The organism is Pseudomonas sp. B35(2017) (genome assembly GCF_002113645.1).
GTDB lineage: Bacteria > Pseudomonadota > Gammaproteobacteria > Pseudomonadales > Pseudomonadaceae > Aquipseudomonas > Aquipseudomonas ekonensis.
Genome location: NZ_NEIZ01000007.1, coordinates 173,862 through 197,422, shown reverse-complemented (window position 1 = coordinate 197,422; position 23,561 = coordinate 173,862). Strand labels below are relative to the sequence as shown.

The window sequence follows — 23,561 nt, the reverse complement described above, 5'->3', positions numbered from 1 at the left end:
CCTTCAACGCCAGTCACGACCGCCATGACCCTACCCAGCGCATCGCCGACACGTGCCCAAACGCCCGACAAGGAAAGCGTGCCGTTCCATGAGCCCGCCGCCGACGGCTATCCCTTGGGCGGCTTCACCTGGCGCCACGCGCTGCCCGATGCGCGGCGTCCGGTGGTGATCATCAACGCCGCCACCTCGGTGCGCTGCCGTCACTACTCGCGCTTCGCCGCCTACCTGTTCGCCAACGGCTTCGATGTGATGACCTACGACTACCGGGGCATCGGCGAATCGCGGCCGTCCGTCATGAAGGGCCTGGAAGCCTCCTGGACGGATTGGGGCGCGCTGGATTTCGAAGCGATGCTCAAGCGGGCGCAACGGGAGTTTCCCGGCCAGCCCATCGACGTGGTCGGCCACAGCTTCGGCGGCTGCGCGGCAGGCTTGGGCGCCTCCGGGCAGGCGATCCGACGATTGGTCACCGTCGGCGCGCAGTTCGCCTACTGGCGCGATTACGCGCCGGCGCACCGCTTGAGGATGCTCGGCAAATGGCACGTGCTGATGCCGCTGCTGACGCTGTTCTGCGGCTATTTCCCCGGCAAGCGCCTCGGCTGGCTGGAAGACACCCCCGCTGGCGTGGTGCGCGACTGGAGCACGCCCACGCCCCGCTACGAAGGGCGCCCGAGCGGCCGCAGGCTGCTGGCGGAAAACGGCCGGCTGCCCTTCGCCGACGTACGCGCGAAGGCGCTGGCAATCAGCATCGGCGACGATCCCTACGGCACGGTGCCGGCCACGGAACGCCTGCTCGGCTACTTCAGCCAGGCCGAAAAGACCCACCTGCGCATCGAGCCGCAGGACATCGGCGAACAGGAAGTCGGACATTTCGCCTTTTTTCGCAGCGCATACCAAGCCACACTATGGCCCATCGCCCTGACCTGGCTGCAGAGCGGCGCACTGGCCCCCGGCACGCCGGGGCGGCAGATACCGCGCAGCCAACCCCTTTAACGCATCACGGAACACACCCATGGCCTCCGCCAACAAGCAGCAGAAACGCGCCTCCCGGGCCAAAGCCAAGGCCAAGCAGAACCGCACCAAGCGCGCCGAGGCGCCGGTCGAGCTGGATCCGAACGACGACCGCATCGACTTCGAGTCGGTGGACCTGACCGAACTGTTCAAGAAAATGATCGACGCCGAAAAGATCAGCCAGCAGGCCATGTGCACGGCGTTCCTCGAAGACCCGCTGCTGGAGATCGTGTACGAGCAGGAAGGCGAGGAAGGTGCGATGGACTTCATCCTCGCGGCCCTGCTCGAGTACCGCCAGTGGGCCACCGAGACCGACGAGGCCGGCGCCCTGGCGTGGATCGAATCCCCGGCCTTCCAGGCCGACTATGTGGCGGCGTCCGACGCGATCGCCGCGCAATCCCAACAGAAAGACTGAGTTCCCATGGCATCCCTGAACAAGCAACAGAAACGCGCCAAACGCGCCAAGGCCAAAGCCAAGCAGATCCGCATGGTCGGCCGCAAACCGCTGGCCCAGGACGACGACCTCGGCCACCTGGCCGAGCCGATCCCGGAATACACCCTGGCGATGTTCAGCAAAATGCGCGAAGCCGAAGCCGTCAGCCGCAACGACATGCTGCTGACGCTGCTCAGGGAGCTGGCGTTCATCATCGTCGACCACCCTGAACTGCTGGACATGGAAAACGCCGACGACGAAGGCATGGCCGCCACCCACCTGGCCGCCGACATGCTGATCGACTACCGCATGTGGGCCGACGGCATGGACATCGAGGCCGCCCAGGCCTGGCTGAGCGAGCCGCAGTTCATCACCGACTTCGGCATTGCGCTGGACGCCTACGGGCAGTCGCAGCAAGCGCAGGAAGAAAAGAGCGAATAATCCCTCGCCCGCAACGAAAACGGCCGCCCGTCATCACTGACGGGCGGCCGTTTTCGTTGGCGCATCCCTTGGTCGGAGCATAAGCATATCCCGTTGACATATCCCTTCCCGCCTCTATCCTTTGAAGCCACAGATGCGCAAAGAACAGGAGAACATCATGGAGCAGACAACAATCTTCATGAACAACAGAAGCCAGGCCGTTCGCCTTCCCAAGGCTGTCGCGATGCCTGTGGACGTCAAACGGGTGGACGTTGTCGCCATCGGCAGGACACGCATCATCACGCCTGCCGGCGAAAGCTGGGACAGTTGGTTTGACGGGGACGACGTGACCGCGGACTTCATGACCGACCGCGGACAACCCGCCGACCAGGAGCGTGAATCGTTCTGATGATCAAGTTCATGCTCGATACAAACATCTGCATCTTCACGATCAAAAACAAACCACAGATCGTGCGCGAGGCCTTCACCCGTCACCACGGCCAACTGTGCATCAGCACGGTCACCTTGATGGAGCTGATTTACGGCGCAGAAAAATCCGCAGCGCCAGAAAGGAATCTCGCGGTCATCGAAGGCTTTGCCGCCCGCCTTGAGGTCTTGCCCTTTGATGACGAAGCCGCCGCCCACACCGGCATGATCCGATCCGAATTGGCCAAGGCAGGCACGCCGATCGGCCCCTACGACCACATGATTGCAGGGCATGCGCGCTCGCGGGGTTACATCGTGATCACCAACAACGTCCGGGAGTTTGAGCGTGTTCCGGGGTTACGCGTGGAAGACTGGGTCAATCCTCGCTGACTCAACGCCCGCCAACGAAAACGGCCGCCCGTCATCACTGACGGGCGGCCGTTTTTGCATCAGGCGCTGCGGATCAGCTCAGGACGGCCGCACCGCCCTTCTCCAGCTTGCGGCGGCGGGCCACCAGCAGGCCGGCGGCGACCACCAGCAGGCTCAGCAAGCCGGTCGCGAGGATTTCCACGCGGTGGGCGTCCTGGAACAGCATGATGGTCAGGGCCGCGATGATGAAGGCGATCACCGCGTAGGTCAGGCCCGGGAACAGCCACATGCTGAAGGAGATCTTCTCGCCGCGCGCCATGCGCTGCTTGCGCATGCGCAGTTGCGAGAACGCGATCACCAGGTACACCAGCAGCGCGATGGCGCCGGAGCTGGCCAGCAGGAACTCGAACACCGCAGCCGGGGCCACGTAGTTGGCGAAGGTGCACAGGAACGCCGCGCCGGTGGACAGCATCACCGCCCAGTAAGGCGTGCCGCTGTTGTTGGTGCGGGTGGCCATGGCCGGGGCGTCGCCGCGCTTGCCCAGGGAGAACAGCATGCGCGAAGAGGTGTACAGCGCCGAGTTCAGGCAGCTGGTCACGGCGACCAGCACCACGATGTCGACGATCATCTTCGCGTTCGGGATGCCCATGCGCTCAAGCACGGTCTGGTAGGAGCCCAGGTTGGCCAGCGACGGGTCGTTCCACGGCACCAGGGCCACGACGATGAAGATCGACACGAGGTAGAACAGGCCGATCCGCCAGATCACCGAGTTGGTGGCCTTGGAGATCTGCTTGCCCGGGTTCTTCGATTCCGCGGCCGCGATGGTCACGATCTCGGTGCCCATGAAGGAGAACATGGTGGTCAGGATGGCGCCCAGCACCGCGCCCATGCCGTTGGGCAGGAAGCCCTGGGTGTCGAAGATGTGCGACACGCCGCTGACCTGGCTGTTCGGCAGGAAGCCGAAGATGGCCATGATGCCGACAATGATGAAACCGATGATCGCCACCACTTTGAGCAGGGCGAACCAGAATTCGAACTCACCGTAGTTCTTCACGCTGAACAGGTTGGTCACGGTCAGCAGGAAGGTGATGATCAGCGCGAACGCCCAGATCCCGACGCCCGGGAACCACGCGTGCAAGATGGTGGCGGCGGCGTTGGCTTCCAGCGGGATCACCAGTACCCAGAACCACCAGTACAGCCAGCCGATGGTGAAACCGGCCCAATGGCCGATGGCGCGGTCGGCGTAGGTCGAGAACGAACCGGTGTCCGGCGAGGCCACAGCCATTTCGCCGAGCATGCGCATCACCAGCACAACCAGCAGGCCGGCGGCGGCGTAGGCCAGCAGCACGGCGGGACCGGCGGCGGCGATGGCGTGGCCGGAGCCGACAAACAGACCTGCACCGATCACACCGGCGATCGACAGCATGGTCACATGACGCGGTTTGAGCCCCTGTTCGAGGCCATTGGAGCTATGGGTACTGCTCATTGAAACTACCTTTGCGAGGAAAGCGATTCAGTCCGTCCCGTCTGGCGTTCCTTCTCGTAAAAAGAATCCAACGGGCCGTTCCAGATTCTGCACGCAAATATTGCGCCAAAATGTTTCAAAAGCTTCTGGCCTGCGGTTTCCAGGCTGACCGGACAGTCATCGCAACCCCTTGAGATGACTGGCCTTTCGCCAGAGCGTTACCCTGCGACTCACTTTTCAAACGATCGGGCGCACCAGAAACACACTGAAAAAGTGTGTGTTGCACAATAAAAGGGCGAATCCGCAACGTTCGGCCGGTTAGCGCTTCCAACACCCCGCCAAAGGTGGCAACATCGCGCCTTTTTTTACGCGACACCCACGGGAATCCGCGTTCAAACACCCGTTCGGTTGTTGATGGGGCGACAGTCTGCTGTGCCGATGCGACAACCTGCCACACGCCATCCGTTTACCGCCCGAAGCGCTGTTGGCTGCCATTGAAACGCTATGCTAGCTTGGCCGCCTCGCCAGGAAGGCCACAGACAGCTGGAGCGCAACACATATGAGGAACGCACATGGCTGAGGCCACGCCCGCGCTTGAAATCCGCAACTTGCACAAACGCTACGGACAGCTTGAGGTGCTCAAAGGCATCTCGCTGACCGCCCGTGACGGCGACGTGATCTCGATCCTGGGTTCTTCCGGTTCCGGCAAGTCCACGTTCCTGCGCTGCATCAACCTGTTGGAAAACCCGCACCAGGGCCAGATCCTGGTCGCCGGGGAAGAACTCAAGCTCAAGCCCGCCAAGAACGGCGAACTGGTTGCCGCCGACGGCAAGCAGATCAACCGCCTGCGCTCCGAGATTGGTTTTGTGTTTCAAAACTTTAATCTGTGGCCGCACATGAGCGTGCTCGACAACATCATCGAAGCCCCGCGCCGCGTGCTCGGCCAGAGCAAGGCCGAAGCCATCGAAGTGGCCGAAGCCCTGCTGGCCAAGGTCGGCATCGCCGACAAGCGCCACGCCTACCCTGCGCAGCTGTCCGGCGGCCAGCAACAGCGCGCGGCCATCGCCCGCACGCTGGCGATGCAGCCCAAGGTGATCCTGTTCGACGAGCCCACCTCCGCCCTTGACCCGGAAATGGTCCAGGAAGTACTTAATGTCATCCGCGCACTGGCCGAGGAAGGCCGCACCATGCTGCTCGTCACCCATGAGATGGGCTTCGCCCGTCAGGTCTCCAGCGAAGTGGTGTTCCTCCACCAGGGCCTGGTAGAGGAGCAAGGATCGCCGCAGCAGGTGTTCGAGAACCCGCTTTCGGCGCGCTGCAAACAATTCATGTCCAGCAACCGCTAACGGAGCTACCCGCATGCAGAACTACAAAAAGGTCTTCCTGGCCGCCGCCGTCACCCTGGCCTTCAGCGCCGGTGCCATGGCCGAGACCCTGAAGATGGGCATCGAGGCGGCTTACCCGCCGTTCAACAACAAGGACGCCAGCGGTAACGTGGTCGGCTTCGACAAGGACATCGGCGACGCCCTCTGCGCCAAGATGAAGGTCGAGTGCAGCGTGGTCACCTCCGACTGGGACGGCATCATCCCGGCCCTGAACGCCAAGAAGTTCGACTTCCTGATCTCGTCGATGTCGATCACCGACGAACGCAAGCAGGCAGTGGACTTCACCGATCCGTACTACTCCAACAAGCTGCAGTTCATCGCGCCGAAGGACAAAGAGTTCAAGACCGACAAGGACTCCCTCAAAGGCAAAGTGATCGGCGCCCAGCGCGCGACCTTGGCCGGCACCTTCATGGAAGACAACATGCCGGGCGTCGAGGTCAAGCTGTACGACACCCAGGAAAACGCCTACCTGGACCTGACCTCCGGTCGCCTGGACGGCATCCTCGCCGACAAGTACGTCAACTACGAGTGGCTCAAGAGCGACGCCGGCAAGGCCTATGAATTCAAGGGCGACCCAGTGGAAGAAAGCGACAAGATCGGCATCGCCGTGCGCAAGAACGATCCGATCCGCGAGAAGCTGAACGCCGCGCTGAAGGAAATCGTCGCTGACGGCACCTACAAGAAGATCAACGACAAGTACTTCCCGTTCAGCATCTACTGATCCTGACCGGCCGGATCGGCGCCGCCTGCGAGCGGCGCCGGTCCCCGGCCTTGCCTGCCGCGATTTGAAAAGAATTCCATGATTATCGACCTCTACGGATTCGGCCCGGCGCTTGCCGCTGGTGCGCTGATGACCGTCAAACTGGCGCTCTCGGCCCTGTGCCTGGGGCTGGTGCTCGGCCTGCTCGGCGCCTTGGCCAAGACGTCCCCGTACAAGCCCCTGCAATGGCTGGGCAGCACCTACTCGACCCTGGTGCGCGGCGTCCCGGAACTGCTCTGGGTGCTGCTGATCTACTTCGGCACCGTCAACGCCATGCGCGCCCTGGGCGAATACTTCGGCAATCCGGAGCTTGAACTCAGCGCCTTCGCCGCCGGCGTCATCGCCCTGGGCCTGTGCTTCGGCGCCTACGCCACGGAAGTGTTCCGCGGCGCGATCCTCGCCATCCCCAAGGGCCACCGTGAGGCCGGCGTGGCCCTGGGCCTGTCGAAATGGCGGATCTTCACCAAGCTGATCATGCCGCAGATGTGGCGCATCGCCCTGCCGGGCCTGGGCAACCTGTTCATGATCCTGATGAAGGACACCGCGCTGGTGTCGGTGATCGGCCTGGAAGAAATCATGCGTCACGCGCAGATCGGCGTGACCGTCTCCAAACAGCCGTTCACCTTCTACATGGTGGCCGCGTTCATGTACCTGGGCCTGACGGTGCTGGCGATGATCGGCATGCATTTCCTGGAAAAACGCGCCGCACGCGGCTTCGCGAGGAGCGCTCAATGAACTGGGACGTCATCATCAAGTGGCTGCCGAAACTGGCCCAGGGCGCGACCCTGACCCTGGAGCTGGTGGCCATCGCCGTGATCGCCGGGCTGCTGCTGGCGATTCCGCTGGGCATCGCCCGCTCGTCGAAGCTGTGGTACGTGCGCGCTTTGCCCTACGCCTACATCTTCTTTTTCCGCGGCACGCCGCTTCTGGTTCAGCTGTTCCTGGTCTACTACGGCCTGGCGCAGTTCGACGTGATCCGCAACAGCTCGATGTGGCCGTACCTGCGCGATCCGTTCTGGTGCGCCACCGCCACCATGACCCTGCACACCGCCGCGTACATCGCGGAGATCCTGCGCGGCGCGATCCAGGCGATCCCGCCGGGCGAGATCGAAGCGGCGCGGGCCCTGGGCATGTCCAAGCCCAAGGCGCTGTTCTACATCATCCTGCCGCGCGCCGCGCGCATCGGCCTGCCGGCCTACAGCAACGAAGTGATCCTGATGCTCAAGGCCAGCGCCCTGGCCAGCACCGTGACCCTGCTGGAACTGACCGGCATGGCCCGCACGATCATCGCCCGCACCTACCTGCCGGTGGAGATCTTCTTCGCCGCCGGCGTGTTCTACCTGGTCATGGCCTACGTGCTGGTCCGCGGCTTCAAGCTGCTGGAACGCTGGCTGCGCGTCGATGCCTGCCAAGGGCGCTGACGCTGCCCACGTGCTGACGGGCGAGGCCCTCCTCGCCCGGTTCACGGCACTGGATGCCTTTCTCACCGCCCATCAGGCGCTGTGGAAACCCCGCCCGTTCACCCATCTGCACCTTCCTTGGGAAACCTCCCACCCGGAACTGGCCACCTGGCTACGCGGCCGGTCGCTGGAAGATGCGGAAAACGCCCACAACCACCCTGCCGATCTGCTGAATGCGCCGGAGCCGTTCGCCTCCCTGGCCGCGCTGTCGCATGAGTTGAGCGCGGTGGGCGAATTGCCGGGGCATGCGCTGGAGGCGGCGGGCCATCGGCTCAACGTCGATGTGCCGGGGCGCAAGTGGCAGCAGATCGAGGCGTTCGCCAGTCGCTTGTCGTTCGCCTCCAGGCCCGTGCATTGGCTGGACTGGTGTTCCGGCAAAGGGCATTTGGGGCGGCGCTTGCTGGGGGCCGAGCAGCAACTCACCTGCGTGGAATTTGATCCGTTGTTGGTCGCCAGCGGTCAGGCACTGAGCCAGCGTCATCATCTGCACGCCTTGCACGTCGAACAGGACGTTCTGGCCGCCGACGCCGCAACCGTCCTCGACGCCCGCCACACCCCGGTGGCCCTGCACGCCTGCGGCGATCTGCATGTGCGGCTGATGCAACTGGCCAGCGCCGCCGGCTGCAAACACATAGCCATTGCGCCGTGCTGCTACAACCGGATCCGTCTGACCGAGTATCAGGCGTTGTCCTCGCCGGGTCTGCGATCCATCCTGCAACTGTCGCTGGAAGACCTGGCGCTGCCCATGAGCGAAACCGTCACCGCCGGCGCACGCGTCCGCCGTCAGCGCGACACCTCCATGGCCCGTCGCCTGGGGTTCGACCTGTGGCAACGGCAGCTGCGTGGCGTCGATGAATACCTGCCCACCCCGTCCCTGCCCAGCGCCTGGCTGGACAAACCCTTCGCCGACTACTGCCGCGACCTCGCAGCGCTCAAAGAGTTATCCACAAGCGGCGAGCCGGACTGGCCGGCCCTGGAAGCGGCGGGATGGCAGCGGTTGGCCGAAGTTCGCAACCTGGAACTGCTGCGCGGACTGTTCCGACGGCCGCTGGAGCTTTGGCTGAACCTGGACCGAGCACTTTTCCTCAGCGAGCAGGGTTACGCCGTGCGCCTCGGCACCTTCTGCGACACCCCGCTCACGCCCCGCAACTTCCTGCTGCTGGCCGAACGCTCCTGAAGCTACACAGCCTGTGGATAACTCTGTTGATGAATTGGCCGTGGATCCAATATCCACGCCTGTTTCAGGGGCGAAACAGCACTGGTCATTTTTTGTTCACATGAATAAAAAACCTGTAAAACAGGGATTTGCGACCCAAATGAGAACCCGTCCACAAAACCCGCCTGAACGCACGCCCTCTCTGCCGCGTTGTGCATAAGCCCCCAATCAAAAGGACATAAACGCCGAATCCCGGACGCCCGGAACAGGCAATTGCACCGGCCGGGCACCCTTGCTATACAAGGTCACTCCGTTCCGGTGGCGCACAGACCAATAAGAAAAACCTGACAGAAAGGAATCGACTTTGACGTTCATTTCCTACGCCGAGAATTTCGAAGACGTTCGCCTGTGGCGGGCCCTCAAGCATTGCGAAACCGGCTTCTACATCGACGTCGGCGCCAATGACCCGATCCAGAATTCCGTCACCAAATCCTTCTACGACCACGGCTGGCAAGGCATCAACATCGAGCCGGTGCAGGACTTCTACGACGCCCTGCGCCAACACCGCCCGCGAGACATCAACCTGCAATGCGTGGCCACCGACCAGCCGGGCGAACTGACCTTCTACAGCATCCCCGACACCGGCCTCTCCACCGCCGACCCCGCCGTCGCCCAGGCGCGCAAAGACCTCGGCATGAACGTGCGGACACTCACCGTCAACGCCCGCACCCTGACGTCGATCTGCGAAGAACACGCCGCCGACCGGCCGATCCACTTCCTGAAAATCGACGTCGAAGGCCACGAAGAAACCGTCCTGCGCGGCATGGACTTCACCCGCTTCCGCCCGATGATCATCCTCATCGAAACCCCATGGGAACGCGACCACACTTGGGAACACCTGGTGACCGGCGCGGGCTACCAGAACGTGCTGTTCGACGGCCTCAACTGCTACTTCCTGGCCAACGAACACCTGAACCTCAAACCCGCCTTCGACCTCCCGCCCTGCAACCTCGACGGCTTCCGCCTCTGCAAGGGCCACAAACTGGCCCACCCGCTCAACACCGACCTGGAAACCGCCCTGCAACGCGCCGAACACGCCGAAGCCCAACTGCACGCCCTGCAGAGCAGCCGCACCTGGCGCACTGTACAAAAACTGCGCAACCTCCTGCGCCGAGCCTGATCCGCCGCCCGCGCAAAAATAGTCAGAATTCAGGGGTTTACAGAACCCGCCCAACCGCTATAATCGTCGCCCACACGCCGGTATAGCTCAGTTGGTAGAGCAACTGACTTGTAATCAGTAGGTCCCGGGTTCGATTCCTGGTGCCGGCACCATACACAGTGAAGCCCCTGCAGAGATGCAGGGGCTTTGTTGTTTTTGGGGGTTGGAAAATTTTTCTGTTGTGGATGGTTGTTGTGTTGACTCTCTGAGCCCCAACCCGCTCAAGCCCGCTTAAAACCTATCGAATAGAGAACTGCTCTATCACCTTCCCTGCGTTCAATTTCAGTAGCCGCAGATCGTGGCGATGTGCTATTGATGCCATAGTGCCTACAGCGAACTAAGGATAGGAAATGCGCAGAGACCTTGCAGATCCAGAGCTTTTTGGGAATGAAGCGGGCGAGGATGAAGATGAAGAAATTCTTGATAGCTACTTTTTAGATAAACAAGAGTTTGAGAAATTCTATGCACCTCAAAAGCGACTAGCTTTTGTGCGTTCAAGAAAGGGAATGGGTAAATCCACTCTGTTGAAGCAGACCCTTTATAGGCGACAAAAAAACAATCCTGAAGAGTTAGTGATTAGCGTAAAAGCATCAGATCTATTCGCTCTCCAAGACACTCCTGGGGCCTCTTCCTCTGAAATGATATATGGCTGGCAACAGCGAATTTGTACTCGGGTAAACCTAGAGCTTGGTGCTACGCTTCGCGTAGGCTTTACCGATGACGCAATGCTTCTGATTGAAAGTTCAGAAATTGCCGGATTCAGAAACAGAAATCTTATATCAGCACTGTTTGACAGACTTAAAGTTAAAGGAGCTGGCTTAGAGATTGATCGAACCAGGCCTCCAATTGGAAACTCGGAACAAGTTTTAACTAGAGTTCTTGAAAACAAAGATGTGACTGTTTGGTTATCTATTGATGATATTGATGCCACATTCGTAAACACCGAGCACGAAAGACTCAAGGTGAGTACATTTTTTAGCGCTTGCAGAAACATCATAAATAACGTTAAAGGTCTATGTATAAGAGCATCTGTAAGAACCGATGTATGGTCCATCCTTGCTCAGCATGATGAAGCACTTGATAAATGTGAACAGTACATGCTCGATCTAAAGTGGAGTACTACTGACACCGGCAGGATACTTGAAAATAAAATTCTTAGCTTTTTCATGCGCTATTACGGGGACGATCAAAGATTTAGCTCGTTAGATTCCAAAAGCGAAGGAAGCAAAATAAGAAAACTAGTTTTCAACGAACCGTTTACATGGTCTGGTCGCCACTTAGAAGCATTTCGACCGATACATATTCTTTCCGCTGGACGACCTCGCTGGGCTGCACAGCTTTGTAAGCTTGCTGGAAATGATGCCTTCAACAAAAACGCCGACAAAATATCAATCGGACATATACACTCAGTGTTGAGACCATATGGGCAATTGAGGGTTGCCGACCTTTACAAAGAGCATCGACATCAGTGTTCCAAGCTTGAAGACCTAATTGAATGTTTCAGTGGTGGTAGAAAACGGTACAGCACAAAAGAGCTGCTTGACCATCTAGCCGATAAAGTAATAACTCCTCGTGGCTTTCCTAATATCGATGGTGTCCATGCTGAGGGCGGTGTCATTGGCGTCGCAAACTTTTTGTACAGAATAGGATTCATCACCGCACGCGATGATCAGGACGTGACGGGTTTAGGATTTATTCGATTTGAAGATCGACCTACTTTACTAACCACCAAAGCTAATCTTGATGACAATCTTGACTGGGAGATCCACCCTAGTTACCGAAGTGTTTTGCGAATAGAGAAAAATAAGGCGCTATAAAGACATTAGCATTTTGGCTGAGGCTTCGCTCGACTGAAGCCCAGCCAGTTACGTCCAGGAAAAAACTCTGCTTCCTTACAACTACTTGGCTCTAGACGAACATCGATCGAAAAGTCGGTTCCGCCCGCGGTCACTTTAGGAAACCATCCATAACCACAATAGAGATTAAATATAAGTACTTTCTATATAATCTATAAAACCCAAAAGCAAAGTAACTTTTCACCCTGCCAAAAACCACTCGAAAAAATTCTGGCCTTCTTTAGCTTAGGTTGGCTGCTGATTCCATAACGCTTACATGCAGAAAGGCCAGTGCGGCACCTGTCGGTTGCCTGCGATCTTGCTCCTCATCTTGTAATGTCCGCAAACTCAACCCGATCGTTTTGGCAAACGTACTCTGCGATACGCCCACCCTCGCCTGTTCTTCGGCGGCCATAGTGGAGTGGCACTTCGGCAATACGTGCATCCCTCGCCGCCTTCATCTCACGCACAGAATCCAACAGGTCTTGCTGAAACCGCTCCAATTCACCCGTCATTCCCGGCCCCCTCCTTCAATTACTCCGCGCCCCAACCTTACAGGTCTATCCCCCAAGCCATCACCCCACCACCATTTAGCCACGATTGCACTCCCCCCTCCCCCAAGCTACCGTCAACCCCGTCGCCACCCATCCAGCGACCGGGCCTGAGAACCCGCGTAAGATACAGGCGCACCAGCGCCCCCAACCCACGTTTGCCGGCGCTTTTTTGTGCCCGTATTTCCGTGCAATGGCGGCTGTGCGTGGGAGACCTTCGGGGTCTGCCGGGTTCCTGTATCTCCGGTTTCTCAGCCTGCGCATAGCTGCCACCCTTTTCGCCTGAGAACGAAATAGGCAGCCCTCATTTGATACAGGGAGTTTCACAAATGAATGCCATCAATCCGTCCAAGCTCCACACACCGGTCATCGCTCTCCACCGCCCAGCGAACGGTAGGTGAAGCCCAATGACCCACTCTCAAGACCTGAAAACCCTCGGCCTCACCCACTTTTCCTTCCACTCGAACCACGCGCTGTTCCGCACCAACGCCGGCGTCCCGGTCACTACCGCCCTCTCCCACGCCTCGCAGCTTCTCCACATATCCCGATTGCTGATCGCCGACACCTCCGCCGCGCGTGATCCTGACCTGCGCACCTGCGCTTCGCAGTATTTGCAGGAATTGAGCAAGGCGTTGATCGATGACGCGGTGAAAGTCCTGGATTCGCCCAAGCCAAAACCCTGAACCGCGTCCATAAAAAAGCCCTCGCATCTCTGCGAGGGCTTTGTGTTTCAACCGCACTCAGTGCCCGGCGCTCTGCCCGCCATCCACATGCAGAATCTCGCCGGTCACGAAGCCTGCGTTGTCGAGGTAGACCACCGCCTGCGCGATGTCCTCGATTTCGCCCATGTGCCCGACCGGGTGCAGGTTGCCCAGCGCCGCGTGGGTTTCTTCGCCGTGCATCGGGGTCTTGATGATGCCTGGGGAGACGGCGTTTACGCGGATCCCGCGTTTGGCGTATTCGATGGCCAGGGATTTGGTCGCGGCGTTGAGGCCACCCTTGGTCAGTGAGGCGAGAACCGAAGGGACGCCGTCGATGGCGTGGTCGACGAGGCTGGTGGTGATGTTGACCACGTGGCCCTTGCCCTGTTTTTCCATTTCGGCGATGGCCAGTTGGGTGATGTAGAAGAAGCCGTTGAGGTTGACCGACAGCACCGCCGCGTAGTCTTCCGGGGTGTAGGCGGTGAACGGTTTGGCGACGAAGATGCCGGCGTTATTGACCAAGGTGTCGATGCGGCCGAAGCGGGCCACGCCTTCGCTGATCACGCGCTGGGCGGTGGCGGGGTCGCCGATGTCGCCGGCGATGGTCAGGATCTGCGGGTCGTTCGACGGTTTGATCGAGCGCGAGGTGGCGACGATGTTGTAGCCCAGTTCGCGGAAGGCCTTGACCATGCCTTCGCCCAGACCTTGGGATGCACCGGTGATGACGACGGTTTTTTTCGAGCTGCTCATGATGGATTCCTCAATGATAAAGACGGTGTTCAATCAGGCCTTGGCCAGTTGTTTAAGCATCTGTTCGTAGTACTCGACCGATTGCGAACCGGACACCAAGTGCGTGCCGTTCAGAATCAGCGCCGGCACCGAGTTGATGCCGTGTTGCCGGTAGAACGTTTCGAGCTGGCGCACTTCGCTGGCGAACTCGTCGTTGGCCAGCACCTTGCGGGCCCGGGCCGCATCCAGTCCCGCTTCGGCGGCCAGTTGCACCAGGGTCGGCCGGTCGCTCGGGTTGGCGCCGTCGCGGAAGTAGGCGCGCAGCAGGATCTTCTTCAGCGCGATCTGCCGCCCTTCCTGCGCTGCCCACAGCAGCAGGCGATGGGCATCGAAGGTGTTGTAGAAGTGCGTGCGCTTCTCCAGGTCGAACTCGAAGCCGATGGCCTGACCGCGTTCGATCTGCATCCGTTTGCCGGCGACGATGTCGGCGGCGCTGCGCCCGTACTTGCGCATCAGGTGCTGCTCTGCCGGTTCGCCTTCGGCGGGCATGTCCGGGTTCAGTTCGAAGGGCTTGTAGGTCAGCTCCACCGAGACTTCGCCGGCCAGGTTGGCGATGGCCTGCTCCAGCGCCGTCGCCCCGAGGGCGCACCAGGGGCACACCACGTCGGAGACGAAATCGATGGTCACGGTCGGGGTCATGACTGGCCCCGCTCCGCCAGCTGTCGGCGGTACTCGGTGGTGGTGATGCCGGCGTAGCCCCAGTTATCGGTGTCGACTTCCTCGATCACGATGTGGGTCAGATCCGGGCGTTTATTGAGGACGCGTTCCAGGGTTTCCGTGATTTCGGCGATCACCTGGGCCTTCTGTTCGGCGGTGACGCCGTCGCGGGTGATGCGGACGCTGACGAATGGCATGACGACTCTCCCAGTGACCTGGCCTCGGGATGGGGTCAGGTGTTGGAGCTCAATTTAGGCGTGCGGCGGGAGGGGAAAAAGTAGGGATGGGGTACTTCATTTGTGAGGTGGTGTAATCAATTCGGCGCAAACCGCCAAGCCTTCTTCATGCCGCTACTTGGTGCGTTTTCGTCGGCCCTGCTTTCTTTGCCCTTCATCCATGGAGTCGAAACGTCGACCTATCTCTCTAGCTTCCCGTATGGCCCGGGCGGCTTTCGGGGAAGGTTTTCGCGTTTCGAACGGTAGGTTCTGAGTCGTAACGACTTTAATGAGAAACAAACGAACTGCATCTGCGAGGGTAAGCCCGTGAGCGTCCAAAACCTTGCTGGCTTCTGCCTCCAAATCCTTATCGATACCGCTTCGCGAATCGGCGAATCTCAACTGAACATCCAAGGCAATCACCTGTATCTGCTATTTACTGATACGAACGGAACCTATTAGAGGTGCTGACAGAGACCGACGCCATCAGCGCAATTGCAGCTTTCCATAGGAATTTTCCGTAATGATCGCAAGTAAAGGAGAATCTCTCCTCTCATCCCCTTCTCTCAGAATAACCACTCTCCCATGACTGATTCGGGTACTTTTTTGACCCCAATCACCCCCACGTCATCAAAAACCCCGATCCTCTGTCAGCCTCCAGCCATCGGCGGGGGCATCAATTCGCTACTAATTGCGCGACAACTATGCTCAGGTACAGGAATATAGCCGGCAGATGGCGCCGGACCGGCGGAAACGTACACAACAATACCCAGCCCACATCAGAGGGCATTACCCATGGATAGCAGAACCTTACGCAACCTCATGCGCATCGTGCAGACCGGCTCGTTGTCGGCCGCAGCCGAGCATTCGTGCCTGACCGTGCAGGCGTTGGCCGCGCAGTTGAACAAGGTCGAAGAACAGTTCGGTTTCCGCTTGTTTCGCCGATCCAACAAAGGGCTGACGCTGACGCCCCAGGGCACCGAGCTCACGCCTTACATGGACCGGGTGCTGATCGCCACGCGCCAGATGGAAGAGAAGGTTGAAACGCTGAAGGCGCCGGGCCAGCGCACCCTGAAGGTGGCGTTGAACAACACGCTGGCGCCGGACTTCAACCGGCGGATGATCGGACGCCTGATCGAGGTGTTTCCCGATTACCAGATGGAATTCAGCTACGCCGAGTCAATGGAAAACCTCAGCAAGCTGAAGAACGAGGACTTCGACCTGGCGGTGCTGATCGGCCCGCAGCGGCCGGGCCTGCCGAGCCTTGTCCTGCCGGACGTGCAGGTGCAGGTGGTCGGCGCCCATTGCGGGCAGGAGAACGATCCGCTGACGTTGTTGGGCAACAAGTTTCAGGTGCGTCCCGCAGAAGATTGTCCGTATTCCCACAGCTTCTTGCGTTTTCTCGACGCGGGGCTGGGCAATCACGAGAACGGCCAGCGCATGGTCTATTCATGCAGCGAAACCCTGACCCTGTCGCTGATCACCCAGATGGACGGCGTCGGCATGGTCTCGCGCGAGGCCGCGCAGAAGAACGGCCTGACGATTTTCCCCGGGTTCGAGGATTTCCTCGAAGTGCGCCTGGCGGTGAACAACCCGAACCTGTCCGGCCAGGCGCTGAACGAGGTGGTCGATCTGCCGCTACATGAACGAGCCGAGCGCAATGTACGCAGCCGTCCCAACCGCCACACTGAGAAAGAGGTTTTTGCTGAAATACGCACATAACAACGTCGGAATCGCGGCATAGAATTCCGGGCGGTCGAGCTGTATGCGCTGATCCTTGATCAACAAGGGAGTCAGGCTGATCGCAGCGACGATCGCCACCGGCAGGTACTCCAGCGCACGCGCCACGAAGGGCGGCCAGTGCTCGGTGTTGACCTGCAGCGGCAGCGCCCGCGGCAGGAAGGTCACGGCCATCATCAGCGCCACCACCAGCATCAGGAACGTTTGGTCAGGCATACACCCACCCCGCAACCCACAAACGTGGCGATGAAAACGTTGAACGGCGAAGTGCCCACCAGGCTCAGTGCGCCCATGCACAGCACCGCGGCCAGGGCGGCGACGAGTTTTTTCCGGGTGTTGCACAGCGAGACCAGCACGTAGAGCATCATCGCGGTCAGGGCGTAGTCGAGCTGGTACTTGATCAGGTGCGCCGCGTACTGAGCGCAGACCGCCCCGAGCAATCCGCCGAGCACCCACGAGGTGTGGCAGAACAGGTTGAAGCCGATCAGGTAACGCACGTTCACCGGTGCGCCGTTGCCCAGCTTCACGCTGTGGAAGGCGAACGATTCGTCGGTCAGCCCGCCGGCGTAGCACCAGCGCTCCATGCGGCTCAGGCCCAGCGCGCGCAGGGCCTTGGCCATGTACACCGACATCAGCATGTGCCGCGCGTTGATCAGGAAAGTGGTCAGCACGATGGTGGTCAGCGACGCCCCGCTGCTGATCAGCGCCAGCGCCGCGAATTGCGAAGCACCGGCATACACGAACAGGCACATCGCTACCGGCAGCCACAGCGGCAGCCCGGCGTTGACCGCCATCAGCCCGAACACGAACGACACCGTGAAGTAGCCGGCCACCACCGGGCTGGCTTCGGCGAACGTGCGCGACGGCTGACGGTCGGCCATCAGCGGCGCACTGCCGGACGTTTCATTCATAGATCCCTCTCGTAAGTCCGTTCGCCGTGAGGTTCGCAAAAACCCTGGGCCGTCCAAAAACGCTTGCCCGCGAGGTTAGCATCGTCGACGAACAGAAACATCCGCAGCACGCCGACACGCTTCATGTCGGACGACGCCGCCTCCACCAGCCGCTGGCCGACGCCTTGGCTGCGGTAGCGCAGGCTGACCGCCAGGTGGTTGATGGTGCCGCGGCTGCCGAGCATGCCGCCGAGCACCGCGCCGACGATCTCGCCTTCGACGTCGAAGGCCAGGTACGCCGTGGTGGTCTTCTGGATCAGCACGCCGCGCAGGCACTTGGCGTCCTGCCACTCGCAGAAGGACACTTCGTCGAACTGGCGGAAGAAGCGCTCCATGCGCTGCGCATCCTTGGCGGTGGCGCGTCGCAGCACCACCGGCGTCGAGCATTCGACGCCGTCGATTGGGGTGATCTGATTAGCGAACAATGTCGAAAGCGGTCCCGGGCCGCGAGAAGGAAATCGCCAGAATCTGCCGGTAAGCCATGGCGCTCGAATGGGTGTTGCGCGCCGGTGTCACGTAGTGGCGCATGTCGCGGTCGAGGAAGTACGTGGTGTCGAGGATTTCCTGGTAGGTGGTCGACGCCAGTTGATGCTCATGGATGTCGTACAGACGGCTTTCGGCGCCATCGACGTTGTTGCGGCCCCAGAAGTGCACGCCGCTGAACGGGTAGCCGTCGCAGTGGATGCCTTCCGGCGTGATCTCCAGTTGCTTGCCGGGCTTGATCTCGATGCGGATCTGGTGGATCTGGCACTGCCAGATTTCCTCGTGCAGCTCTTCCGGCAGCACGTTCTTGTACACCTCGAAATCGGTGTCGATCAGGCTGCGCATCACAGGCGAAGTGATGACTTCATCGGAGAAGTCCTGGAAGTGCCGCACCACGCCGCCCACGTAACTGTTGTTGGCCTTGGACTGCACATACGCGCGGTGTTCCAGCTGACGCAGTTCACGGGTCTTGGGGTTGTATTCGAAGTCGCTGTAGCGACGGTAGCGCATGCCGGCGTCGGCCTGACCGTAATAACTGTCAGGTTCCATGTTTTCCCAACTTTTGGTCAGTCTGACGAAGTCGGCGAAATGACCGTAGAGATTGAAGTCACCACCCTGGACGTTGACATACTTGTCGCGCCGTAGCGATTCGCCCACTTCTCTGTTCAAAACGATCATTACCAAATTCTCCGTTGCATTGAACGCCCTAATCTAGAGGGTGGAGAATTTGCGTCCATGAGAAAGAATTTCAGGCATTTGAAGCCCTGTTTGAAACGGCTTTTGAAGCACCTTCAAATGCAGTTTGAAGGGGTCGAAAAGCGTCTTTTTCGCCTTTTTCATCAAAAACGGGCCGAAAAAAAACCCCGAACCGATCGGGGTTTTTTCCATGTCTGCAGCTTAAGCGATCATCAGAAGATGTTGATCGGGTAATCCACGAACACACGCACTTCGTTGCCGCTGACGTTGTACTCGCTGGACTTCTGCGACACGCGCAGGATCGAGCTGCGCAGTTTCACGCTGAGGTCCTTGGCCGGACCGCTCTGCACCACGTACTTGAACTGGTTGAAGATTTCGCGCTCGGTGCCGCCTTCGCTGGTGGAGGTGGTGATGTTGTCGCCACGCACGTACGCGAAGTTGTAGCTCAGGCCCGGCACGCCGAAGGCGCCGAAGTCCAGGCCGTAGCCCAGCTGCCAGCTGCGTTCGTCTTCAGCGTTGAAGTCCGACCAGTAGGAGTTGGCCAGGTAGATGGTGTTGCCGCCGTCGCCGACGCGGCCTTGGCCTTTCTGGTAGCCGCCGTAGGCGTAGCCCAGGTTGCTGTCGCCGGTGGAGCGCTGGTGCGCCACGGTGAACGAGTGCGGGCCGGTGGCAAAGGTCGCCGCCAGGCTCCAGATCTTGTTGTCGTCGCCGGTCGCGCCGCTTTCGCGGACGTAGGAGTCGTCCAGCTTGGTGCGGTAGCCGTTGAAGTCGAAGGTCAGGGACTGATCCTTGTCGATCGGCAGCACGTAGTTGGCGTTGATGTACTGCTTCTTCAGCACGTCTTCGACGTCGGAAGCGTACAGCGCACCCTTGAAGCGCTCGGTGAACTGGTAGCTGCCGCCCAACACGTTGATCGACTTCAGGCCGCCGCTGTCACGGCCTTCGGCGCTCTTGCGCGATTCGGCGGTGAAACGGCCGGCGTTCAGTTCCAGGCCTTTGATCTCCTTGGAGGTGATCAGGGTGCCGGTATAGCTTTCCGGCAGCAGGCGCGAGTTGTCGTAGTTCAGCACCGGCAGGGCCGGCATCTGGTCACCGTAGGTCAGCACGGTGTTGGACAGACGGAATTTCACCGCCGCGCCGCCCTTGGACAGGTCGTCGGCCGCGTTGCCGCTGTCGCCTTGCTTGAAGAAGTCGATGCCGCCGGCGCCGCTGCGGCCCTTGCCGCCGTCCAGACGCAGCGCGTACAGACCGAAGGCGTCCACACCCACACCGATGGTGCCTTGGGTGAAGCCGGACGAGAACGTGCCGATGGCCGCTTGGCCCCATTCGGCCTTGTCTTTGTTGCCGTCTTTGTAGTCACGGTTGATGTAGGCATTGCGCAGCAGCACTTTGAGGCTGCTGTCTTCAACAAAACCCTTGGACTCGGCCTGGTCGTTAGCCATGGCCGAAGTGGCGCTCAACATCCCCAATGCGATCAGACTGATCCGCTTGTTCAACATTTTGTTTTCCTTATTACGGGTTGAAACGCGCTGTGTCGAACGGCTGAAACGGCGCTATCGCACTCTTTTTTCATCCCGGAACAAAAAGGCCCGCCCACGGCAAAGCCGTAGCGGGCCTTCTTATTGTTCTTGAGTCATGGCGGTTGGCCACAGGCGTTGGGCCGAATCGTAGCCGCGCCCTGAACAATGTGTCAATTTCAAGAATCGTCTGTAAATAGGCAAAAATCGTCTAAAAAACGTAATTTTTGTGATAGCGGCGTGCACGGAAATGACAGCGATCAGGGATTCCCTGATGCGCTCAAGCGCAGCCGTCGAGCCCGCAGACCGGCAAGGCCTGCGCAGGTGCAGCACTCGGCAGGCACTCGCCCAGCCATTGGGCGAAGGCCTGCGGCTTGCCCACCCACGGGCCGATATCGAACAGGGTGAACTGCCCGTCCTGCTCCAGTGCGAAGGTCGGGAAGCCGTTGCCGTGCAGCGTCGCCAGCAGTGCGCGGCTTTCCTTTATATGGCGCGCGGTATCGGCGGACGCGAAAGCCGCCCGGAAAGCGGCCGGGTCGTAACCCAGCTCAGCCGCCAGCTCCATCAGCACGGCGTCATCGGCGATCCGCCGGCCTTCCACGTAATGGGCGGTCTGCAGGCGGCCGAGCAACGTCAGGCCGCGTCCGTCCAATTGTTCGGCAGCCATCACCGCGGCGATCGGCGGGGCGGAGTCGAAGACCGCCGTGTGATCGCGTAGCAGCCCCTCGAAATACGCCTCGCCGAACGGCTGGCCGGTGTACTCGGCGATGCGCCGGTCGTGGGGCATGACGTAATTGCGCAGCTGCGGCGAAACATTCTGGCGATTGGCGCCGGTCATCATGCCGCCGCCGTGGGCCACCACCGGCAGCACCTGCTGCGCGGCCTGGACCAGGGGTTCGGCGCCGTAGCACCAGCCACAGAGCGGGTCGTAAATGTAGTGAAGGATCATCGGAAACTCCGGCGTCAAAGGTGGGAAAAATCGATGGCGGCAGATTAGTACTCCAGCGGTTGTCGAAAAACGCCGGAATCGCGTTCAGTCTGTTGCCTGAATCGGTCGAATGGCGGGCGGAACGGGTTTGTATCAATCCCGAAATAAATTGAAACAATCAATCAAAGGAACTTATTAACGAATCATTAACGGAGGCAAATGCAAAGCATTACCATTCACGCACTCAGATTCCTCCACCCTTTCGGATGCGCTTTTCAATGCCTGCCCCGTTCCGTCTCACGCCCGTCACCCTCGGGCTTTCCGCCGTCCTGTCCTCCGGTTTCGCCTACTGCGCGACCGAATTGCCCGCCACGTCGATCAGCGCCGAATCGCAAGTCGACGACCCGCGCGTGAAAGTCAGCAGCACCGCCACCCGCACCGCCACGCCCGTGCGCTACGTGCCCCAGGCGATCGACTCGGTCAAGACCGCCAACGTCGCCGACTACGGCACCAACGACCTGGGCGACGCCCTGAGCGGCATCCCCAACGTCAGCAACGGCGGCGACACCCGGTTCGACAGCCTGCGCATCCGCGGCTTCGACGCCAGCAACGACTTCTACCTGGACGGCATCCGCGACGACAGCCAGTACAAGCGCGACCTGCACAACATCGAACGCGTCGAAGTGCTCAAGGGCCCGGCCGCCGTGCTCTACGGCCGCGGCAGCCAGGGCGGGATCGTCAACCGGGTGAGCAAGGCGCCGGAAGCCGGCCGCCGCTCGGCCATCGAGGCCCAGGGCGGCAGCGAGGATCTGCGCAGCCTGTACGCCGACCTCAGCACCGACCCGAGCGAAAACATCAGCCTGCGCCTGAACATGGGCAACATGGACGAAAACAGCTTCCGCGACGGCGTCAGCGGCAACCGCCAGCTGTTCGCCCCGTCGATGAGCTGGCAACTCACGCCGGATCTGAACTGGCTGGTGCAGTACGAATACAGCCGCTACAACCGCACCCCCGACCGCGGCATCCCGGGCATCAACGGGCGCCCGGCGGACGTCGGCCGGGACACCACCTACGGCAACGACCACGACTTCATCGACGACAAGACGCAATCCTTGCGCTCACGCCTGAGCTACGAACTGAGCGACGACTGGCAACTGCGCCACACCCTCGGCGTGTTCAAGCTCGACAGCGACTTCGACAACACCTACCTCACCGGCTTCGACAAGAAGACCAACAAGGTCACTCGCCAGCACTGGCAGCAGGACCTGACCACCCGCAACATCTACAACAACCTTGAGCTGGAGGGCGGCTTCGAAACCTTCGGCCTCGAGCACCGCCTGCTCACCGGGCTCGAGACCGGCAGCCAGCGCCGCGACCCGACGCTGTACAACGCCGCCACTTCCGGACGCGGCAGTTCGCCGGTGCCGGGCCTGGACCTGTACAACCCTGACCGCGACCTGCGCCACACCGGGCGCATGCAGGTCTCGAGCAGCAGCCACACCGAAGTCGAAAGCCGCGCCGTGTACGTGCAGGATCAGTTGCGCCTGAACGATCAATGGCAACTGCTGGCCGGCCTGCGCTACGACACCTTCGACATCGAGTCCACCAACAAGCTGCGCAACATTTCCGAAGACCGCGACAGCCACAGCACCAGCCCGCGTTTCGGCGTGGTCTGGACGCCTTTGCAGAACCACTCGTTCTACGCCTCGTGGACCAAGACCTTCTCGCCGGTCGGCGGCGGCCTGATCGGCATCACGCCGGGCGCGTCGGGCAACGGCAACGACCTGAGCCCGGAGCTGACCAAGCAGAAGGAAATCGGGGTCAAGAGCGACTGGCTCGACGACCGCCTGAGCACCACCCTGGCGGTCTACGAGCTTGAGCTCTACAACCGCCGCACCACCGACCCGAACGACCCGACCCTGACCGTGCTCAGCGGCCTGCAGCGCTCGCGCGGGATCGAGCTGACCGGCACCGGCAAGATCACCGGCAACTGGTACGTGCGCGGCGGCGTCGGCGTGCAGGACGCGACCATCGAGAAGGACAACAACGGCCTGGAAGGCAACCGCGTGAACAACGTGGCCAAGCGCAACGGCAGCCTGTTCCTGACCTGGAAACCGGAGCTGGGCTGGTACGCCGAAACCGGCCTGACCCTGGTCGGCCAGCGCTACGCCGACAACGCCAACACCACGGTGCTGCCGGGCTACGGCCGCTGGGACGCCCTGGCCGGCTACCGCCACAAGGACTGGGACGTGCGCGCCGCGCTGAACAACATCACCGACCGCGAGTACTACTCGTCGGCCACCAGTGCGTTCCAGATCCAGCCGGGCGCGCCGCGCAGCCTGGTGGTCACCGGCACGTACAGCTTCTGAGCATCGGGTCGCCGGTGTGCCCTTCGGGG

Annotated in this window: 27 protein-coding genes, 1 tRNA gene and 1 pseudogene; 16 read left to right on the top strand and 13 right to left on the bottom strand. The window is 60.7% G+C overall.

Annotation, left to right across the window (positions count from 1 at the left end; all coding sequences use genetic code 11):
- Positions 1-24 precede the first annotated feature (24 nt).
- The 5 genes from CAG41_RS15255 (at position 25) to vapC (ending at position 2,677) form a co-directional block, all read left to right on the top strand.
- Entirely contained in the window at positions 25-990 is a 966-nt protein-coding gene (locus CAG41_RS15255) for an alpha/beta fold hydrolase (RefSeq protein WP_139834973.1), read from the top strand.
- 19 nt (positions 991-1,009) lie between these two features.
- Entirely contained in the window at positions 1,010-1,423 is a 414-nt protein-coding gene (locus CAG41_RS15250; RefSeq protein ID WP_085581864.1) for a hypothetical protein, read from the top strand.
- 6 nt (positions 1,424-1,429) lie between these two features.
- Positions 1,430-1,882 carry a hypothetical protein gene (locus tag CAG41_RS15245; protein WP_085581866.1) on the top strand — a complete coding sequence of 151 codons (453 nt, stop codon included), beginning with the start codon at positions 1,430-1,432 and terminating at the stop codon, positions 1,880-1,882.
- A 157-nt stretch (positions 1,883-2,039) separates the two neighbouring features.
- Complete coding sequence (vapB, locus tag CAG41_RS15240; RefSeq protein ID WP_085582217.1) at positions 2,040-2,270, top strand: type II toxin-antitoxin system VapB family antitoxin; 231 nt, start codon at positions 2,040-2,042, stop codon at positions 2,268-2,270.
- Positions 2,270-2,677 carry a tRNA(fMet)-specific endonuclease VapC gene (gene vapC / locus CAG41_RS15235; RefSeq protein WP_085631961.1) on the top strand — a complete coding sequence of 136 codons (408 nt, stop codon included), beginning with the start codon at positions 2,270-2,272 and terminating at the stop codon, positions 2,675-2,677. The genes vapB and vapC overlap by 1 nt, the downstream gene beginning before the upstream one ends.
- Before the next feature lie 73 nt (positions 2,678-2,750).
- Here vapC and gabP read toward each other — a convergent pair whose 3' ends face one another.
- A complete protein-coding gene (gabP, locus tag CAG41_RS15230) occupies positions 2,751-4,142 on the bottom strand; it encodes a GABA permease (protein ID WP_085657133.1) in 1,392 nt (463 codons plus the stop codon).
- 551 nt (positions 4,143-4,693) lie between these two features.
- Here gabP and CAG41_RS15225 point away from each other — a divergent pair.
- The 8 genes from CAG41_RS15225 (at position 4,694) to CAG41_RS28335 (ending at position 11,918) form a co-directional block, all read left to right on the top strand.
- Positions 4,694-5,467 (top strand): ABC transporter ATP-binding protein, encoded by a 774-nt coding sequence (locus CAG41_RS15225; RefSeq protein WP_007939465.1) that lies wholly within the window; start codon positions 4,694-4,696, stop codon positions 5,465-5,467.
- Positions 5,468-5,480: 13 nt separating this feature from the next.
- Positions 5,481-6,227, top strand: coding sequence for an ABC transporter substrate-binding protein (locus CAG41_RS15220; RefSeq protein WP_085581872.1), 747 nt, complete (start codon positions 5,481-5,483; stop codon positions 6,225-6,227).
- Between the two features lie 78 nt (positions 6,228-6,305).
- Positions 6,306-7,001: an ABC transporter permease gene (locus tag CAG41_RS15215; RefSeq protein ID WP_085581874.1), complete on the top strand. Its 696-nt coding sequence runs from the start codon at positions 6,306-6,308 to the stop codon at positions 6,999-7,001.
- Positions 6,998-7,687: an ABC transporter permease gene (locus CAG41_RS15210; RefSeq protein ID WP_085581876.1), complete on the top strand. Its 690-nt coding sequence runs from the start codon at positions 6,998-7,000 to the stop codon at positions 7,685-7,687. The genes CAG41_RS15215 and CAG41_RS15210 overlap by 4 nt, the downstream gene beginning before the upstream one ends.
- Positions 7,668-8,903 carry a methyltransferase gene (locus CAG41_RS15205; protein WP_085707167.1) on the top strand — a complete coding sequence of 412 codons (1,236 nt, stop codon included), beginning with the start codon at positions 7,668-7,670 and terminating at the stop codon, positions 8,901-8,903. The genes CAG41_RS15210 and CAG41_RS15205 overlap by 20 nt, the downstream gene beginning before the upstream one ends.
- Positions 8,904-9,246: 343 nt before the next feature.
- Entirely contained in the window at positions 9,247-10,062 is an 816-nt protein-coding gene (locus CAG41_RS15200; protein ID WP_085707166.1) for an FkbM family methyltransferase, read from the top strand.
- Positions 10,063-10,138: 76 nt separating this feature from the next.
- Positions 10,139-10,214, top strand: a tRNA-Thr gene (locus tag CAG41_RS15195).
- Between the two features lie 237 nt (positions 10,215-10,451).
- Positions 10,452-11,918 (top strand): P-loop ATPase, Sll1717 family, encoded by a 1,467-nt coding sequence (locus CAG41_RS28335; RefSeq protein WP_139834972.1) that lies wholly within the window; start codon positions 10,452-10,454, stop codon positions 11,916-11,918.
- 259 nt (positions 11,919-12,177) lie between these two features.
- Here the strand turns inward: CAG41_RS28335 and CAG41_RS28835 are convergent.
- Positions 12,178-12,451, bottom strand: a pseudogene (locus tag CAG41_RS28835) (helix-turn-helix domain-containing protein).
- A 443-nt stretch (positions 12,452-12,894) separates the two neighbouring features.
- On the opposite strand from CAG41_RS28835, the gene CAG41_RS15185 reads away from it, so the two are divergent.
- Positions 12,895-13,170 carry a DUF3077 domain-containing protein gene (locus tag CAG41_RS15185; RefSeq protein WP_085707165.1) on the top strand — a complete coding sequence of 92 codons (276 nt, stop codon included), beginning with the start codon at positions 12,895-12,897 and terminating at the stop codon, positions 13,168-13,170.
- A 57-nt stretch (positions 13,171-13,227) separates the two neighbouring features.
- On the opposite strand, the gene CAG41_RS15180 is transcribed toward CAG41_RS15185, so the two are convergent.
- From CAG41_RS15180 to CAG41_RS15165, 4 genes are all read right to left on the bottom strand, one after another.
- Complete coding sequence (locus CAG41_RS15180; protein ID WP_085707164.1) at positions 13,228-13,938, bottom strand: SDR family NAD(P)-dependent oxidoreductase; 711 nt, start codon at positions 13,936-13,938, stop codon at positions 13,228-13,230.
- Between the two features lie 33 nt (positions 13,939-13,971).
- A complete protein-coding gene (locus CAG41_RS15175) occupies positions 13,972-14,616 on the bottom strand; it encodes a DsbA family oxidoreductase (protein WP_085707163.1) in 645 nt (214 codons plus the stop codon).
- Complete coding sequence (locus CAG41_RS15170; RefSeq protein WP_085581897.1) at positions 14,613-14,831, bottom strand: 4-oxalocrotonate tautomerase family protein; 219 nt, start codon at positions 14,829-14,831, stop codon at positions 14,613-14,615. Before CAG41_RS15170 ends, CAG41_RS15175 begins: the two co-directional genes overlap by 4 nt.
- 153 nt (positions 14,832-14,984) lie before the next feature.
- Positions 14,985-15,272: a type II toxin-antitoxin system RelB/DinJ family antitoxin gene (locus tag CAG41_RS15165; RefSeq protein WP_256575722.1), complete on the bottom strand. Its 288-nt coding sequence runs from the start codon at positions 15,270-15,272 to the stop codon at positions 14,985-14,987.
- Positions 15,273-15,644: 372 nt separating this feature from the next.
- Here CAG41_RS15165 and CAG41_RS15160 point away from each other — a divergent pair, with 372 nt between their 5' ends.
- The gene (locus CAG41_RS15160; RefSeq protein ID WP_085639420.1) at positions 15,645-16,571 is read left to right on the top strand and encodes a LysR family transcriptional regulator; all 927 of its coding nucleotides are present in this window, start codon (positions 15,645-15,647) and stop codon (positions 16,569-16,571) included.
- Here the strand turns inward: CAG41_RS15160 and CAG41_RS15155 are convergent.
- The 7 genes from CAG41_RS15155 to CAG41_RS15130 form a co-directional block, all read right to left on the bottom strand.
- Positions 16,488-16,805: an AzlD domain-containing protein gene (locus CAG41_RS15155; RefSeq protein WP_085581901.1), complete on the bottom strand. Its 318-nt coding sequence runs from the start codon at positions 16,803-16,805 to the stop codon at positions 16,488-16,490. The genes CAG41_RS15160 and CAG41_RS15155 overlap by 84 nt on opposite strands.
- Positions 16,784-17,500, bottom strand: a complete 717-nt coding sequence (locus CAG41_RS15150) for an AzlC family ABC transporter permease (RefSeq protein WP_085581903.1) — start codon at positions 17,498-17,500, stop codon at positions 16,784-16,786. Before CAG41_RS15150 ends, CAG41_RS15155 begins: the two co-directional genes overlap by 22 nt.
- Positions 17,497-17,874, bottom strand: a complete 378-nt coding sequence (locus CAG41_RS15145; RefSeq protein WP_085582221.1) for a GNAT family N-acetyltransferase — start codon at positions 17,872-17,874, stop codon at positions 17,497-17,499. The genes CAG41_RS15150 and CAG41_RS15145 overlap by 4 nt, the downstream gene beginning before the upstream one ends.
- A gap of 79 nt (positions 17,875-17,953) precedes the next feature.
- On the bottom strand, positions 17,954-18,700 hold the full coding sequence (locus tag CAG41_RS15140) for a 2OG-Fe dioxygenase family protein (protein WP_085581906.1): 747 nt from the start codon (positions 18,698-18,700) through the stop codon (positions 17,954-17,956).
- A 33-nt stretch (positions 18,701-18,733) separates the two neighbouring features.
- Positions 18,734-18,910, bottom strand: coding sequence for a hypothetical protein (locus CAG41_RS28590; RefSeq protein WP_170930285.1), 177 nt, complete (start codon positions 18,908-18,910; stop codon positions 18,734-18,736).
- A gap of 20 nt (positions 18,911-18,930) precedes the next feature.
- Positions 18,931-20,217 (bottom strand): OprD family porin, encoded by a 1,287-nt coding sequence (locus CAG41_RS15135; protein ID WP_085631926.1) that lies wholly within the window; start codon positions 20,215-20,217, stop codon positions 18,931-18,933.
- A 298-nt stretch (positions 20,218-20,515) separates the two neighbouring features.
- Entirely contained in the window at positions 20,516-21,184 is a 669-nt protein-coding gene (locus tag CAG41_RS15130; RefSeq protein WP_085707162.1) for a DsbA family protein, read from the bottom strand.
- Positions 21,185-21,441: 257 nt separating this feature from the next.
- Between CAG41_RS15130 and CAG41_RS15125 the strand changes: the two genes are divergently transcribed.
- A complete protein-coding gene (locus CAG41_RS15125) occupies positions 21,442-23,532 on the top strand; it encodes a TonB-dependent siderophore receptor (RefSeq protein WP_085707161.1) in 2,091 nt (696 codons plus the stop codon).
- Positions 23,533-23,561 lie beyond the last annotated feature (29 nt).